Raw genomic sequence first — 15,925 nt, forward strand, 5'->3', positions numbered from 1 at the left:
CCGGTGGCCGGGGGTCAAGTTCGCGCCGTACGAAACCGCAGCTCACACACCCAACCGCCGCGCGCGGACTTTACCCCCGGACACCGGTGCTGTACCCCCCGGGCTGCCGACGCGACCGAGGGGAACGGACCGCACCACCCCACAAACCGCCGCCGCTGAGCCCTGACCCAGCCACCCTAGGGAACCGCGCTAGTTTCCCTGAGGTTGCCGAGGCCCGCCGGAGGCCCGGCTCTTCACCATGGGTTTGACCTTGATCTTGCTGTTGATCTTGCTTGTGCCGTTGATCTAGCTCTTGATCTTGCCTGTGCCCTTGCTCTGACTTGCTGGAGTTGAAGAGGCCTGAGGTGGGGCGGGGTTGTGAACGCGAAAACCGGCAGCCGACAAACACACCCACCACCCCGAACCCCGAACCGGCACAACTATGACCGAAGGCCGTAAAAATCGCCTTTCAACCCACACCCCAACCGCAACCCGGCCAGCAAACTGCAACCCCCAAAGAAGATCCGAACCCGAACACCCCAAACCGGCCCTCTACCGCATCCAGCATCCAGCATCCAGCCAGCAATCTAGCGAAACCGCCACGCCGACAACCTCCGCCCAGACCAAGTCATCACCAGGGCAAACGCTGCCTGACGCGGCACTAACCAGTACCAGCCGCTTGCCTTAAGCACTGACCGCGCGCACTCGCCCCGTCTTAATAGCCTCTAGCAGGGCTTTGCGATCCTCCCGGGTCTGGTCCGCATAAGCCACCGCCCACTGACCCATCGCCCGGTCGAACGAGTCGCCGCCGCCCAGATACGCCGAGATGGCCACCCGGTCGCCGGACCGCGCGTGTGCCCGCGCCAGCGTGTGCCCGCACAGGTCCGCATATGCGCGCAGTAGCGCCTTGTCCATCTCGGGGACGTTCGCCGAGCCCTTCATGTCACGCAGCTGCCGGATGTAGGAGTACCGTCCCTCCGGGCCGCTGGCCCAGCCGAGGAAGATGTCGCTGGTGGCCTGCATCAGGCGTTGGCCGGCGACGACCCGGTGGCCTTGGTGCTCGTAGCGGCTCGCCCTCTGGTATGGCGCCAGTACCGACTCCTGGGCTTCCTTCACCTGGAGGAACAGCGGCGCCGAGGTGGTCTCGCCGAGCAGCAGCGACATCGAGCACCGGGTGCCCACGCTGCCGACGCCGACCACCTTCATCGCCGACTCCACGTATCGGAACCGGTCCAGCAGGGCCCTGCGATCCCCCTGCAGCGTCGAGCGGTAGTCGGTGAAGACCCGGCGGATGGTCTCCTCCTCGGTGTCGCGGTCGAAGCCCAACTCCGCGAACGGCACCAGCAGCGGCGGTTGGTACCGGATGCGCGGTGTGCCGTCGGGTCCGGGGCCGGTCAGTTTCTTGAGCGCCTGCAGGTTCGTGCGCTGCTCTGCGGCCTTGAGCGTCGCCTCCACCTCGCGGCGTCCCCGCTTGCGCTTCGACAGCTGCAACAACATCGTGGCGTCCACGCTCTGGTACCAGACGTCCAGCTCGTTCAGGCCGGCCAGCCGGGTCATCATCGTGCGGTAGGCCCGGGCCGCCTCCCGCGCCGCGTCCGCGCCGAAGTCGTCGCTGAAGCCGTTCTGGCGCGCGGCGACCGCGATGCTCGCCGTCAGGCGCTTCACGTCCCACTCGAACGGGCCCGGCAGGGTCTCGTCGAAGTCGTTCAGGTCGAAGACCAGGCGGCGCTCGGGGGAGGCGTAGAGGCCGAAGTTGGACAGGTGGGCGTCGCCGCAGAGCTGGACGATCAGGCCGGTGTCCGGGGACTGCGCCAGGTCCGCGGCCATGATGGCGGGGGCGCCGCGCAGGAAGGCGAACTCGGTGGCGGCCATCCGGCCGTAGCGGATCGGGACCAGGCCCGGTATCCGGGTGGCGCCCTGCTTCTCCAGGATCGCCATCGGGTCGCTGCGGTCCGGCGCGGGCGCCCAGTCGCCGGTCGACGAGCGCGTGACCCGCTTGCGGGCGGCGCGCCCGGCTGCCACCCGGGAGGCCGGGCTCGAATTCGTCATACGTTCCAGGGTGCGGTCGGGACGCGCGGCGCGCATGCCGATGCCCGGCCGGATCGGCTGATGAGGCGATCCGGCCGGGCGGTGCGGGGAGTGGCTCAGCGCTTGGCGGCCATGCCCGCGGCCTGCTTGGGCAGCAGGAACGCCATCGCCAGGATGGCCACGACGAACACCACGTCCACCAGGTCCACCCAGCGCATCGCGCTCACGTAGCCGCCGAGGCCGCTCGGGTGCGAACCGAGCGCGGAGAAGAACACCGTGCCCAGGATCGTGACGCCGGCGGCGCCGCCGAACTGCTGCGCGGTGACCAGCATCCCGGAGGCCGCGCCGGCGTTCCGGGACTTGATGCCGGCCAGCACCGAGCCCACCAGGGACGGCAGGACCAGGCCGTTGCCGGCCCCGACCAGGACCATCGAGGGCAGCAGCTGCCAGGACGCCAGGTCCGCCCCGCGCCAGGCCAGCACGATGCCCAGCAGCACCAGGCCGGTGGTGCTCAGCGAGGCGCCGATGGCTATCACCCGGGCGCCGTAGCGGCCCGAGACCTGCCGGGCCAGCAGCGAGGTCGTGGCGAAGGCCACGCCCAGCGGGCCGAACAGCAGGCCGGCACGGACCGGGCTCATGTGCATGCCGCCCTGCAGGAACAGGGTCATCGCCAGCATGAAGCCGCCGAACATGGCCAGCATCAGGCCGGACAACGCCAGGCCCAGGCTGAACGTCCGCTCCTTGAACAGCGTCAGGTCCACCATCGGCGCGCCGCCGGCCCGGGCCAGCTTGGACTCCCAGCGCATCGCCACGATCATCACCGGGACCGAGGCGATCAGCGAGATCCAGGTCCACACCGGCCAGCCCTCGGCCCGGCCCAGGATCAGCGGGGCCAGCGCCAGGCCGATGCTCAGGGCGATGCCGACGGCGCCGACCGGGTCGAACTTCGGCCGGTGCGTGCCCCGGGTGTCCGGCAGCCAGCGCAGCGCCAGCACCACGGCGATCAGCCCGATCGGGACGTTCACCAGGAAGATCGGCCGCCAGGTCCAGTGGAACAGGTTGGCCTCCAGCAGCACGCCGCCGAGCACCTGCCCGGCCACCGAGCCGGTGCCGATGGTGGCGCCGAACCAGGCCATCGCCCGGGGCCGCTCGGCCGCCGGGTAGATCACGTTGATCAGCGCCAGCAGCTGCGGCACCATCGCCGCCGCGGTCGCGCCCTGCACCAGGCGCGCGACGATCAGGACAGTGGAGGAGTCGGCGATCCCGCAGGCCAGGCTGGCCAGCGTGAAGGCGGCCATGCCGGCGACGAACATCCGCTTGTAGCCGAGCAGGTCGCCCAGCCGGCCGCCGGTGATCAGACCGGCCGCGTAGGCGAAGCCGTAACCGCCGACGATCAGTTCCAGGCCGGCGTCGGTGGTGTGCAGGTCGTGCTGGAAGGACGGGGCGGCGACATTCACGACGAAATAGTCGAACATCGCCATGAACATCGCGCTCAAGATGACCGGCAGCATCCGCCAGCGTCGCGGGTCCGCGGAAGATTCCGGCGCGGTCGGTGTTGTACGAGGGGGGAGGAGTTCTTCCGTGGTGGCAGACACCGGGGGCACCATCACATTTCGGTTGAGCTTAATCAGTTCGACACTCATCGAACCGTTCGACTAGCATCGAACTGTACGACGACTATCGAACTCAAGGCAAGCGGGTTTAGGCTGTGGCAATGGACACCCAGGTCGAGCAGTACGAACTGAGCCATCCCGGCGAGGACGCCGTGGAGCTGACGGCGGTGCTGTCGGCCCTGGCCGAGCCGGTTCGGCTGACCATCGTCCGCACCGTCGGCGATTTCGGCGGCGACGGCGGCATCGCCTGCCTGGAGGTCTGGGACAAGAGCGGGCTGACGGCGACCAAGTCCACGATGTCGCACCACTACAAGGTGCTGCGCGAGGCCGGCCTGGTGGTCATGTGGTGGGTCGGCGCGAAGAAGCACGTGCGGCTGCGCCGGGAGCTGATGGACGTGCGGTGGCCGGGCCTGCTGGACGCGGTGCTGGCGGACCGGGACGCGCCGCGGTTGCAGCCGCACGAGCAGCGGTAGCGCGAGCAGCGGTAGCGCGAGCACGACCAAGTCCGACCGCTGAAAGCGGCCGGACTGCGACGGGGGTATCAGGTCAGTGGTGCATCGCGGCGCCCTTGAACGCCTTGTCGACCGCGTTCTTCGCGCCGTAGACCGCGATGCCGACCAAGTCCAGGTCATCCCCGCCCACCGCGCGCACCGCCGCCCGGTTCGCGGCGTCGTGCCCGGTGCTGAACATGTCCATGGTGAAGACCGACACATCGAGCTCCCGCGCCAGTGCCTTGCTCCGCGCCGCGGTCAGGAGCTCCTTGCCGCCCTCGAACACCAACACCGGCTGGCGGAACTCCGAGAGATAGCGCGTGCCGTCCGCGTCCTCGTACGCCTCGCCCATGACCTCCGGGTGCGCCGTCCCGATCCCGCTGACCAGGAACGCGGTGACGTTCAGCCGCTGCCACCCCGCGAGGTCGTCCCGCAGCAGTACCGCGATCTTCGTGTCGAACCTGACGGGGGTCTGGTTTTCGCCGGCGTCCACGGTGCTGTCATCCATGGTGCTGTCATCAACGGTGCTGTCGTTCATGTCCCGAGCGTCCCGGCTCCCGGCGGCGGCGGTCTTGAACGCTCGTGCGCGGCCGCGGATCCGGGCCCGCCACAACCCGGACCCGCGGCGCTGGGTGGCGCCAGGCCGGTATCAGGTCTCTGACACCAGTCCGGCCTCCTCGCCCGGCTCCCCGGTCGCACCCGTGGCCGGTTCGGCGCCGTTCGCGGACAGCTTCCCGCCCCGCAGATCCCGCTCGATCTGCTCCAGGCTGCGCCCCTTGGTCTCCGGGATGTAGAACCGGGCCAGGAGCAGCAGCACGATGTTGATCCCGGCGAACACCCACATCGCGCCGCCGATGCCGAGGTTCTTCTTGTCCGACATCGTCGGGAAGACCGCGGTGACCAGGCCGGTGGCCGCCCACAGGATCGTGGTCGCCAGGCCTGTGCCGGCGGCCCGGGACCGCAGCGGGAAGATCTCGCCGATCATCACCCACACCGTGGCGCCCCAGCCGAGTTCGTAACCGGCCAGATAGATGATCAGGAAGAGCAGCGTCAGCGTCCCCAGCATGCCCTTGTGGCTGGGGTTGACCTCTTTGATGACCAAGCCCGCGAAGAACAGCGCGACCGTCATGACGGCCGCGCCGGTCATCAGCAGCGGCCTGCGTCCCCAGCGGTCGACCATGAACAGCTCCCACACCGTGAACAGGAACTTCACCACGCCGAGCAGGACCGCCGACAGCAGCGCGGTCCGGGTGGCGAAGCCCAGCGACTTCAGCATGGTCGGGAAGTACGCGTTGATGGCGTTGACGCCGGAGAACTGCTGCCCGATGGCCAGGACCATCGCGACCAGGACCATCGGCCGCACCCACGGCTGCCACAGGTCGCGCCAGCGGTCGCGGCCCTCGGTGTCGCGCCGGATGATGTCGCGGATGTCCTGGACCTCGGCGTCCAGTTCGGCCTCGCTCGCCGCGGGCAGGGTCGCGGCCAGCACCGCCCGCGCCTCGGCGTCCCGGCCCTGGCTCAGCAGCCAGCGCGGGGTCTCCGGCAGCACCAGCAGCCCGACGATGAGGATGACCGCGGGGATCAGGGCCCCGAGGAACATCCCCTTCCAGTTGTTGTGGCTGGACAGCGCGTAGTCCACGAGGAACGCGATCAGGATGCCGGTGACGATGAACAGCTGGTTCAGGGAGCCCAGCGCGCCGCGCACGCGGGCCGGGGCCAACTCGGCCAGGTAGGTCGGGACCGTCGCCGAGGACAGCCCGATGCCGATGCCGATCACGCCGCGGGTCAGCATCATCACCTGCCAGCCGCCGGCCGTGACGCAGGCGATCGTGCCGATGATGACCACGACGGCGGCCGCCATGATGGTCAGCCGCCGGCCGATCCGGTTGCACAGCCGGCCGGCCAGCAGCGCGCCGACCATCGCCCCGACCGACAGGCTGGCGGTGATGGCGCCTTTCTGGAACGCGGTCAGCGACCACTGTTTCGCGAGCAGGACCAGGACTCCGGCGATGACGCCCAAGTCGTAGCCGAACAGGATGCCGCCGAACGCACCGAATGTGTACAGGGTCGCGCGGTTCACCGGCCGGCGCGCGGCCGGTGCTGCGGAGGACGCGGTATTCGCCATGGCCGGAACCGTGGCACTGGTTAAGGAGACTGACAAGACATCAGCCGGTAACAATTCAGCAAAGTAGACGGCATTCAGATATGCGAACGATTGCCGGGCCGCCGAATCCGCGAATGGGACTCCCAGATCGTGACTGCCGGATCGGGACCGCCGGATCGGGACCGCCGGATCGGGACCGCCGGATCGGATGACCGGATCGGGGCTACCCGGATCGGGGTTATCCAGTCGGGACTACCGGATCCCGGCCCGCCGCAGCTGCTGGCTCAGGTCTTCGGCCACATCGCGCAGCAACGAGCCGACCCGAAGCAGCTCGGCGTCCGTCACCCGCTCGCCCGGCATGGAGCAGCTCATCGCGTCGGTCCCCGGGATCCGGTACGGCACCACGGCCGCCACGCACGCCAGGTTCGGCGAGCTCTGCCCGCGCTCGGTGGAGTACCCGCGCTCGCGGATGAACGCCAACTCCGAGCGCAGCGCCTCGCGGTCGGTGATGGTCAGCTCGGTCAGCGCGGTCAGCTGCTTGGGCAGCACCGCGGTCAGCTCGTCGTCGGCCAGTTCGCTCAGCAGCGCCTTGCCCAGCGCGGTGGCGTGCGCCGGCAGCGTGCGGCCGACCCGGGACACCAGGTGCGCGGACGTGCGCGACTCCCGGGTCTGCAGGTACACGATGTCCGGGCCGTTGAGCCGGGCGAAGTGGCAGGTGTAGCCGATCTGGTCCCGCAGCCGCTCCAGGGCCTCGGTGGCGTACGGCATCACCGGATCGCGGTCCAGATAGGCGGTCCCGCAGATCAGGGCCTTGACTCCGAGCCGGAACCGGGTGCCGGCGTCGTCGGACTCGATCCAGCCGACGTCGCGCAGCGTGCGCAGCAGGCCGTGCAGCGAGGAGCGCGGGAACCCGGTGTAGTGGTGCAGATCGGTGAGTGAGAGCCAGTCGTGGTTGGAGCCGAAGGCCTCCAGGAGTTCCACGGCCCGCCGTGCCGACTTCACGCCGGCCGAGGAGTCGGCGCCCAGTGCCGGGCTGGTGCCGATCGCGGACGCGCCGGACACGTCGGCGTCCACGTCGTTCGTCAGGGCAGCGGATCCGACCGCCGATCCGCTGGATATGCCGGTGTCGGCCATGGGACTCCTTCGTTGACAGGTCTCGCGTCCCACATTACCGTCTGCGGCGGATTTCAGATATCTGGCCTTTGTTCACATATCTGAAGCAACAGGCGAGGCCACGCCTCCGCCGTCGCCGGTTCTCCCAACAGCTGGCCGCCGACTACTAGGGGACTCCTTCGGGGGCCCCTTACTCGCCGTGCTCCTCTTGACCACTCGTACGTTCGCTACTACCTTTCCTGCATCTGAGCTTGTTCACTCCCATGTACTTCGTTCACATTCATGAATCCCCGTTGAAGCCGAGGGCCCCATGCGAAGCGTGAAACCCCGAACAGCGCGATCCATATGCGCCGCGGCTGTCGCCGCCGGCGTGGCGATAACCGGTGCCGCGTGCGGCGGCTCCAGTAGCTCCTCCGGCGCGAGCACGTCCAAGAACGCGGCCGCCACGGGCACCATCAACGTGTGGATCCGGGGCGCCGGCGACTCGGCGAAGGCGTACCAGAAGATCTTCGACGCGTTCACCGCCCAGACCGGCATCAAGGTCTCCATCGGCAAGACGACGCTCACCGACTTCGAGACCGCGCTCAGTGCCGCGGCCTCCGCGCATCAGCTCCCTGACATGGTGCTCGACGACGCCGCACAGATGGGCGGCTTCGCCTCGCAGGGAATCATCCTGCCCGTCGACAAGGGCACCTTCACCGGTGCCAACCAGCTCACCGACCAGGCCTGGGCCTCGGCCACCGACCTGAAGGGCCAGGTCTACGCGGTACCGTTCTCGGCCCAGGCGAACGTGCTGCTGATCCGCAAGGACTGGCTGGACAAGCTCGGGTTGCAGCCGCCGAAGACCTGGGCCGATCTGGCCAAGGTCGCGCAGGCCTTCACCACCCAGGACCCGGACGGCAACGGTAAGAACGACACCTACGGTCTGGCCGTCCCCGGTTCCACCTCGCGCGGCTACACCTCGTGGTTCTGGTCCTCGTTCCTGTACTCGGCCGGCGGCGACTACCTCAAGGCCGACGGCGGCAAGTTCATCGCGACCCTCAACACCCCGCAGGCCGTGTCCTCGGTGCAGTTCCTGGAGGACCAGGTCTGCAAGAACAAGGACGTCCAGCCCTCGGCGCTCGGCGACGACACCACCGCGACCAACAAGGCCTTCGAGACCGGCGTGGCCGGCATGTACCTCACCGGCCCCTACGCCTACGCGACCATGGACGCGACCGCGGTCAAGGGCAAGTACATCGTGGTCGCCCCGCCGACCGGCCCCGACGGCACCGCCGGGACCCTGGCCGAGGGCACCGACATCTACACGATGGCCGACAGCAAGCAGGACGAGGTGACCAAGCTCGAGGAGTTCATGGTCACCCCGGACGCGCAGAAGATCGGCATGACCGCGGTGCCGAGCGCCACGGTCGTCCGGCTGCCGGTGAACAAGACCGTCGACGCCTCCGCCGTGCACGGCGACGACCCGCGCTGGCAACTCGCGCAGCAGGTCTACGCCTCCTCCGGCCACTACGAGTACGACAACGCGCCGAACTGGACGCAGCTGCGGCAGAAGATGTCGGACGACCTGAACAAGCTGCTGTCCTCCTGCGGGGACGTGCAGCCCGCGCTGAACTCCATGAACTCCGACGTCACCTCGATCCTGAAGCAGCAGGGGGTCGGATGACGGCACGCCTCTACCGTCCGGCGCAGCCCGGGACCCCGGCGACGGCGGACGGCCCGCTGTCCGGCCGCCGCCGTCCCGGTGGCGGCCCGGCCGCGAAACCGTTCTGGCGGCGGCTGGGGCCCTGGCTCTACCTGGCGCCGCTGCTGGCGTTCATCGGCGTGTTCAAGGTGTGGCCGACGATCTGGGGCGTCTACCTCAGTTTCTTCCACGTCCGGCCCTACCTCGGGAACCAGTACGTCGGCAGTGCGAACTACTCCAAGCTGTTCTCCGACCCGGATCTGCGCACGGCCGTCGTGCACACGCTCATCGACGCGGTGTTCGCCGTCTCCGGCTCGATCTTCGTCGGGTTCTGGCTGGCGGTCCTGCTCCAGGGCCCGGCCCGGCACGTCCGGATCCTGCGGACCGCGGTGTTCCTGCCGACCGTGATCGCCATGGTGGCCGCCGCCGAGCTGTGGACCACGCTGCTCTACCCCTCGCAGTACGGCTCGGTGAACACCCTGCTGGGCAAGGTGGGCCTGGGGCCGGAGCCGTTCTTCTCCAGCCCGCACTCGGCGCTGGCCTCGGTGATCCTGATGCAGATCTGGAAGAACGCCCCGTACGACATGGTGATCTTCGTCGCCGGGCTGGCCTCCATCGACCGGGAGATGTACGAGGCCTGTCACATCGACGGCGCGAACTGGTGGCAGCGGCTGCGGTTCGTGACGCTGCCGGCGCTGCGCCCGATCACCACGATCGTGCTGGTGCTCGGGGTCATCAGGGGGCTGCGGGTGTTCACCGACATCTGGGTCTCGACCAACGGCGGCCCGGCCGGGTCCTCGGAGTCCGTCGTGACCTATCTCTACCGGCAGTTCAGCGAGAACAACGACACCGGCTACGCCGCGGCGATCGGGACCGTGCTGCTGGTGGTCACGATGGTGCTGACGTGTCTGATGTTGCTGTGGCGGAGGCGTGGGGACACATGAGGATCCGTACCAGGGCCGGGGTCTGGCTGCTCTACGCGCTGGTCGCGTTCGTCTTCGTCTACCCGTTGTGGACGGTGGTCGCGACCGCCTTCTCCAAGCAGCAGGCCAAGCTCGGCGCGCTGATGAACGTGCCGCACGGCATCACCGGCGCCAATGTCTCCCAGGCCTGGCACCTGGGTGTCGCGCGCGGGTTGCTGAACTCCATGATCGTGGTGGCCGTAGGGTTGACCCTGCAGCTGACGGTGTCCTCGCTGGCGGCCTACGCGCTGGCCCGCAAGCGCTTCAAGGGTGCCGGCCTGGTCATGCTGGCCGTCCTGGCCACCATGATGATGCCCGAGGAGGTGATCGCGGTGCCGCTGTTCCAGGTGCTCGGCAAGATCCACCAGCCGTTCACCGGAGGCACGCTGGTCAACTCCTACGGCGGCCTGATCCTCCCGCTGGTCGGCTGGGCGCTGCCGGTGTACGTGCTGACCGGCTTCATGAAGCGGGTCCCGCTGGAGTTGGAGGAGGCCGCGCGGATCGACGGCGCCGGCGACTTCCGCATCTTCTGGCGCATCGTGCTGCCGGTGTGCCGGCCGGCGCTGGGGACCTGCGCGGTGTTCGGGTTCCTGATGATCTGGGACCAGTATCTGCTGCCGCTGCTGGTGTCGCAGAGTCCGAAGATGGACACCCTGACCGTCGTCGTCACCAGCCTGCAGGCGTCGCAGGAACAAGGCGAGGGGGTACGGCTGGCGGCCGTGCTGATCCTCGCGGTGCCCGGCGTGCTGGTCTATCTGGCCTTGCAGAGACTGTTCGAACGCGGCCTGCTCAGCGGATCGCTCAAAGGATAAGGGTACTGATGCAATCACTCGTGGACCGGCTGGACGGCCTGCTGTACTTCCCGGTCACCCCGTTCGCACGCGCCGCGGCGAGCCGCCCCGGCCGCGTAGACCTGGACGCCTACCGGGAGCACCTGCGCTCCCGGCTGGCGTTCCTGGACGCCGCCGACCGCCCCGGGCCGGCGGCGGTGTTCGCGTGCTGCGGCACCGGCGAGTTCCACTCGCTGGACGTCGAGGAGTACGCCGAGTGCGTGCGCGCCGCCGCCGAAGTGGCGGCCGGGCGGGTGCCGGTGGTGGCCGGGATCGGGTACGGGGCCGGCCTGGCCGCGACCTTCGCCGGCGCGGCCAAGGAGGCCGGCGCTGACGGTCTGCTGGTGATGCCGCCCTACCTCGTCGCCGGGAGCGCGGCCGGGCTGCGCGAGCACTACACCACGGTGGCCGAGAACACCGACCTGGACCTGATCATCTACCAGCGGGACAACGTCACGTTCACCCCGGACGTGGTCGCCGACCTGGCCGAGGTCCCGAACATCGTCGGGTTCAAGGACGGCAAGGGCGACCTGGACCTGATGCAGCGCATCGTCTCGGCCGTCCGGGACCGGCACGGCGAGGGCAAGCTGCACTACTTCAACGGGCTGCCGACCGCCGAGATGTCGCAGCTCGCCTACGCCGGCGTCGGCGTGCCGAACTACTCCTCGGCGGTGTTCTGCTTCGTCCCCGACATCGCGCTGGCCTTCTACCACGCCTACCGCCAGGGCCAGACCGGCGTGGTCAACGACCTGCTGGACCGCTTCTTCCGGCCGCTGGTCGAGCTGCGCGCGAAGGCCCCCGGCTACGCCGTCGCGCTGGTGAAGGCCGGCGTGCGCCTGGACGGCCTGGACGCCGGCCCGGTGCGTCCGCCGCTGACCGACGCCGCCCCGGAACACGTGGAGCGGCTGGCCGAGCTGATCCGGGAGGGGCGCCGGGTACTGACCGAGCACGGAATCGACACGGCGGCGTGAGGGCGGTATCGCAGATGTCTGAGACAAAGCGCGGCAGGATACTGATGACCGGCGCGGCCGGGGGAGTGGGCACTTTCCTGCGCTCCGGCCTGGCCGGCCTGGGCTGGCAGGTGCGCGGCTTCGACCTGGTGGTCCCGGACGACCCCGGCCGCACCGAGTGGCTGGTCGGCGACGTCGGCGACGCCGCGGCCCTGGACGCCGCCATGCGCGATGTGGACGTGGTCATCCACCTGGCCGGCATCCCGGTCGAGGACCGCTTCGAGCGCATCCTGAAGAGCAACATCGACGGCACCTACCAGGTCTTCGACGCGGCGCTGCGGGCCGGCGTGCCCCGGATCCTGACCGCCAGCAGCAACCACGCCGTGGGGTACTACGAGCGCGCGGACTTCCGGGACGCGCCGATCGGCGTGGACGTGCGGCCCAGGCCCGACACGTACTACGGCGTCTCGAAGGTCTTCGTGGAGGCCATCGGGTCCTTCTACGCCGACCGGCACGGGCTGCAGGTGGCGTCCGTCCGCATCGGTTCGTGCTTCGCCGAGCCGCTGAACCGCCGGATGCTCGACACCTGGCTGAGCCCGGCCGACGCCACCCGGCTGTTCGACGCGCTGGCGACCGCCCCGGAACTCGGGTACGAGATCGTGTACGGCATCTCGGCGAACAAGACGGCGTGGTGGGACCTGGAACCCGCGCGCCGCCTCGGCTACGAGCCGCAGGACGACTCGGACGTGTTCGCCGAGAAGATCGCGGCCGCCGAGGACCAGGCTCCGGATCCGGAGGATCCCGAGTACCGCTACCTCGGCGGGCGATTCACGACGCGGGTGCCGCCGCAGGATTAGCCGCAGGACTAAAGGAGTTCGGGCCCCATCGCCCGGTGGGGCCCGAACGCCACCAGGAGAGCGCACCGGGCCTCGGCCGGGACCAGCGGCCGGATCTGCGCCTCGGCCTGGGCATCGACCAGGACCACCAGCATCCGGTGCCCGGCCAGGGCGCTGCGGAAGGCCGCCGCGAGTTCGTCGAGGGTCGCTTCGGCGGGGCGGTCGGCGTCCAGCGATCGCAGGAACCTGCGAAGCACGGCGGCCGGTGCGACCGCCGGTATTCCGGCGAGGCTGGCAAACAGCTGGCCGTCGGAGTACTTCGCTGAAGCGTGGTGCGCCGCGCGGATGGCCACCTCCGATGCCGTGACTCGCACGATCGCGGCCCGATACGGCTCGGTCGGGCCGGCTACCAGCTCGGCCACGACCTCTCGCACGTCCAGCTCGTGGTCGGCGAGATCGGGCGGCAGTTCGCGGGGGACGCGCAGCAGAGCGTTCAGTGCTCGCTCGGCCGCCAGTTGCTCAGCCATCGGCCCGTCGCCAGCCGCTGTTCTTCCCGCGCCGGTCGGGGGCGTCTCGCTGTCCGCTGTGTCGGCTCCGCTCCCTGTCTCGCGCTCTGCCCCGTTCTCTGCCTCGTCCTCCGCCTCCCCGACTGCCCGCCGCACCGTCCCCATCAACCGCGCCCGCGGCACCTGCAACGCGTCCGCCAACATCTGGACCGTCGTCCGGCGCGGCTTCTGCGTCCGGCCGCGTTCCAGGCTCCGGATCGCGCGGGTGCTCAGCCCGCTGGCGTGCGACAGCTCCTCCTGCGTCCAGCCCCGGCGCTGGCGCCAGGCGCGGATCGCCTCGGCGAAGCCGCCGGCGTGGCCGTCCCCCTCTTCCACAAGCGGCAGTGTGCCCGGCTGATGTGCGGTTAATCGTCCGGGCAACTTCCGGTGTCTGTTCCTGGTCCGCGACGGTGGCGCGCGTGAGCCTGGAGACGAGGAGGTGGCCGTGGTGGCGATCTGCGTGGCGGTCGCGGTGTGTGTGGTCCTCGCCCTGCTCGGGCGGGCGGTTTCGACGACGGCGCAGCGGATGCGCGGTTGGTATCAGGGGAGTGTGGAGGGCAGCGCGATAGAGCTCGCCGTGCTCGCCGCTTTGGTGGGCGGCGCGCTCGGCGAGCTCTATCGGCGGTTGCGTCCGTGACTAGTCGCGTCCGTGACTACCGGTGCTGCGACACCTGCTGCGACACCGTGTACGGGGCCCGGTCGCTGTTCCAGTTGTCGTTGTTGCTGTTCGAGAAGACGTTGTTGAGGACGAAGGCGATGGCGCCGATCACGATCATCACGATCAGCAGCGTCCGGGCGCCGCTGGACAGGAACAGCGGCCGGGTCGGCGAGCGGCGCTCGCCGGTGTTCGAGGCGCCGGGCAGGTCGCCGAACAGGCCCTTGGGCTGCGTCGGCGTCAGCATCCCGGAGAACGCCGCGAACCGGGTCTCGTAGCGCAGCATCGCGCTGGTGGCGCCGAACGCCTGCTCGGGCTGGCGGCCGGTGAACAGCATGATGATCCAGACGAAGAACGCGATGACGGCCGCGCCTTCCTGGAGCACCGAGGTCACGATCCAGCCGGGGATCATCAAGATGATGCGGAAGAACACCGCGGCCGGGTTCAGCCGGGTCGGCGGGGGCACGTCCACCTGGATCGGGTAGCCCGGCGCCTCGAAGAAGGCGAACGGCGGGTACTCGTCGACCATCAGGTACAGGTAGCCGTAGACCCGGGTCTGGTACTGCAGGATGCCGATCAGGAACTCGCGCATCCCGGTCGGCAGCTGGCCGGTGAACAGCGCCGCGAACCAGCCGATGATCAGGACGACCAGGCCGGCCAGGCCCAGGAAGAACATGACGATCAGCTGCGGGATGGCCAGGATCAGCCGGATCAGCACCGTCCAGCGCTTCTGCGGACGCAGGCCGTGGACGTCGATCTGGACCTCCGGCTCGCGCACCATCTGCCCGTAGGGGTCGGCGCCGCCGGGGTATTGCGGGTACTGCGGGTAGCCCTGCTGCTGGCCGTAAGGCGGCTGTCCGTATGGCTGTTGGCCGTACGGCGGCTGCCCGTAAGGGGGCGGTCCAGGCTGGCCCTGCTGCCCGGACTGGCCGGACTGGCCATAAGGCGGCTGCTGCCCGGGTTGCTGCTGCCCGCCGTAGGGCGGCTGCTGCCCGTATGGCGGGGGCTGCTGCCCATAGGGCGGCTGGTTGGGGTCCTCCGGCGGAGGCGGAGGAGCCGGCGGCAGCTGGTCACTCATGACCCCAGGATCACTCCGGTTCCGATCCGTCACCTCCGCTGCCGACCGATTGGATGACGGAGCGGCCCCGGCGCCGCGTGGGCCGGACCCGGGGCGGCGTCGCCACCAGGCCCAGGGCCTCCATCAGCAGCCGGGCGTCGGCGGCGTCGCGGGCCCGGGCCGCCAGCGCGCGCAGGGCCCGCTCGCGGACCTCGGGCGGACATTCGGCACTGGATGCGAGCTCCACGACGGTCCCGCCGGAGGGGAAGGCGAAGCTGTCCGTTCCTTTCGTCACGCTCTGACCCCTACCCGCCCCGGCCACTCCATGAACGGAACACGCCCCAGACCGGCGGCTCGGATGCCAGGCATCTGGTCTAATCACCTCCGTGAAAGCCGCCCTCCTGCGCCTGTCCGACCGCCTCTACGACGGCGGCGCCGCCAAGCACGGCGTCCTGCCCGGCCCGCTGATCGTCGCCACCCTCGTCACCGGCACCGTGGACGCCGTCAGCTACCTGGCCCTGGGCCACATCTTCGTGGCCAACATGACCGGCAACGTGGTCTTCCTCGGCTTCGCCCTGGCAGGCGCCAAGGGCCTGACCGTCTGGGCCCCCTGCCTGGCCATCGCCTGCTTCGCCGCCGGAGCCTTCACCGAGACCCGCCTGGCCCGCGCCACCCCCGGCGACGACGACCACCACCGCCTGGCCAACGCGGTGGCGGCGCACGCCGCCTTCGTCACGGTGGCCCTCCTCCTAGCCGCCCTCGAAGACGACACCAAAACCGCCACCCACGCCCAGCTCACCGCAATCCTGGCCTTCGGCTTCGGCGTCCAGAACGCCGTGGTCCGCAGGCTCGCGGTCCCCGACCTGACCACCACGGTCCTGACCATGACCGTCACCGGCATCGCCGCCGACCCCTTCGGCAAACCGACGATGCGCCGCCTGCTCTCGCTCGGCTGCATCTTCCTCGGCGCCCTCTCCGGCGGTCTGCTGGTGCTGCACCAGAGCATCAGTGCGGCGCTGGGGTTGGCGCTGGGGTTGTTGGTGGTTGCTTGTGGGCTTGCGCTGATGGAGTGAGGGGG

Annotated in this window: 16 protein-coding genes; 8 read left to right on the plus strand and 8 right to left on the minus strand. The window is 69.7% G+C overall.

From position 1 onward, the window contains the following. Positions 1–663: 663 nt before the first annotated feature. Together KGQ19_RS40995 and KGQ19_RS41000 are read right to left on the minus strand one after the other, a co-directional pair. Positions 664–2,028, minus strand: a complete 1,365-nt coding sequence (locus KGQ19_RS40995) for a DUF2252 domain-containing protein (RefSeq protein ID WP_230420234.1) — start codon at positions 2,026–2,028, stop codon at positions 664–666. 95 nt (positions 2,029–2,123) lie between these two features. Continuing rightward, the gene (locus tag KGQ19_RS41000) at positions 2,124–3,494 is read right to left on the minus strand and encodes an MFS transporter (RefSeq protein ID WP_230420237.1); all 1,371 of its coding nucleotides are present in this window, start codon (positions 3,492–3,494) and stop codon (positions 2,124–2,126) included. Between the two features lie 227 nt (positions 3,495–3,721). Here KGQ19_RS41000 and KGQ19_RS41005 point away from each other — a divergent pair, with 227 nt between their 5' ends. After that, positions 3,722–4,093 carry an ArsR/SmtB family transcription factor gene (locus tag KGQ19_RS41005; RefSeq protein WP_212019611.1) on the plus strand — a complete coding sequence of 124 codons (372 nt, stop codon included), beginning with the start codon at positions 3,722–3,724 and terminating at the stop codon, positions 4,091–4,093. A 73-nt stretch (positions 4,094–4,166) separates the two neighbouring features. On the opposite strand, the gene KGQ19_RS41010 is transcribed toward KGQ19_RS41005, so the two are convergent. The 3 genes from KGQ19_RS41010 to KGQ19_RS41020 all read right to left on the minus strand — a co-directional run bounded on the left by KGQ19_RS41010 (position 4,167) and on the right by KGQ19_RS41020 (position 7,349). After that, positions 4,167–4,619: a DUF2000 family protein gene (locus tag KGQ19_RS41010; protein ID WP_368862235.1), complete on the minus strand. Its 453-nt coding sequence runs from the start codon at positions 4,617–4,619 to the stop codon at positions 4,167–4,169. A gap of 141 nt (positions 4,620–4,760) precedes the next feature. Then, entirely contained in the window at positions 4,761–6,236 is a 1,476-nt protein-coding gene (locus KGQ19_RS41015) for a sugar porter family MFS transporter (RefSeq protein WP_212019615.1), read from the minus strand. 231 nt (positions 6,237–6,467) lie between these two features. Further along, a complete protein-coding gene (locus tag KGQ19_RS41020) occupies positions 6,468–7,349 on the minus strand; it encodes an IclR family transcriptional regulator (RefSeq protein ID WP_212019617.1) in 882 nt (293 codons plus the stop codon). Positions 7,350–7,698: 349 nt separating this feature from the next. Here KGQ19_RS41020 and KGQ19_RS41025 point away from each other — a divergent pair, with 349 nt between their 5' ends. The 5 genes from KGQ19_RS41025 to KGQ19_RS41045 are packed head-to-tail and all read left to right on the plus strand — an operon-like array spanning position 7,699 to position 12,611. Beyond that, positions 7,699–8,994, plus strand: a complete 1,296-nt coding sequence (locus KGQ19_RS41025; RefSeq protein ID WP_212019619.1) for an ABC transporter substrate-binding protein — start codon at positions 7,699–7,701, stop codon at positions 8,992–8,994. Further along, positions 8,991–9,956, plus strand: coding sequence for a carbohydrate ABC transporter permease (locus KGQ19_RS41030; protein ID WP_212019621.1), 966 nt, complete (start codon positions 8,991–8,993; stop codon positions 9,954–9,956). Before KGQ19_RS41025 ends, KGQ19_RS41030 begins: the two co-directional genes overlap by 4 nt. Continuing rightward, positions 9,953–10,786, plus strand: coding sequence for a carbohydrate ABC transporter permease (locus tag KGQ19_RS41035; RefSeq protein WP_212019623.1), 834 nt, complete (start codon positions 9,953–9,955; stop codon positions 10,784–10,786). Before KGQ19_RS41030 ends, KGQ19_RS41035 begins: the two co-directional genes overlap by 4 nt. 8 nt (positions 10,787–10,794) lie before the next feature. Next, entirely contained in the window at positions 10,795–11,775 is a 981-nt protein-coding gene (locus tag KGQ19_RS41040; RefSeq protein WP_212019625.1) for a 5-dehydro-4-deoxyglucarate dehydratase, read from the plus strand. A gap of 14 nt (positions 11,776–11,789) precedes the next feature. Next, on the plus strand, positions 11,790–12,611 hold the full coding sequence (locus KGQ19_RS41045; protein ID WP_212019627.1) for an NAD-dependent epimerase/dehydratase family protein: 822 nt from the start codon (positions 11,790–11,792) through the stop codon (positions 12,609–12,611). 8 nt (positions 12,612–12,619) lie between these two features. Here KGQ19_RS41045 and KGQ19_RS41050 read toward each other — a convergent pair whose 3' ends face one another. Then, positions 12,620–13,471: a helix-turn-helix domain-containing protein gene (locus KGQ19_RS41050; RefSeq protein ID WP_212019629.1), complete on the minus strand. Its 852-nt coding sequence runs from the start codon at positions 13,469–13,471 to the stop codon at positions 12,620–12,622. 109 nt (positions 13,472–13,580) lie between these two features. Here KGQ19_RS41050 and KGQ19_RS41055 point away from each other — a divergent pair, with 109 nt between their 5' ends. After that, entirely contained in the window at positions 13,581–13,772 is a 192-nt protein-coding gene (locus KGQ19_RS41055; protein WP_212019631.1) for a hypothetical protein, read from the plus strand. Positions 13,773–13,788: 16 nt separating this feature from the next. On the opposite strand, the gene KGQ19_RS41060 is transcribed toward KGQ19_RS41055, so the two are convergent. Next, entirely contained in the window at positions 13,789–14,868 is a 1,080-nt protein-coding gene (locus tag KGQ19_RS41060) for a DUF4389 domain-containing protein (RefSeq protein WP_212019633.1), read from the minus strand. Positions 14,869–14,878: 10 nt separating this feature from the next. Beyond that, complete coding sequence (locus KGQ19_RS41065; RefSeq protein ID WP_212019635.1) at positions 14,879–15,142, minus strand: hypothetical protein; 264 nt, start codon at positions 15,140–15,142, stop codon at positions 14,879–14,881. 91 nt (positions 15,143–15,233) lie between these two features. Between KGQ19_RS41065 and KGQ19_RS41070 the strand changes: the two genes are divergently transcribed. Then, the gene (locus KGQ19_RS41070) at positions 15,234–15,920 is read left to right on the plus strand and encodes a YoaK family protein (protein WP_212019637.1); all 687 of its coding nucleotides are present in this window, start codon (positions 15,234–15,236) and stop codon (positions 15,918–15,920) included. Positions 15,921–15,925: the final 5 nt, after the last annotated feature.

It is taken from the genome of Catenulispora pinistramenti (assembly GCF_018274385.1).
GTDB classification, from domain to species: domain Bacteria; phylum Actinomycetota; class Actinomycetes; order Streptomycetales; family Catenulisporaceae; genus Catenulispora; species Catenulispora pinistramenti.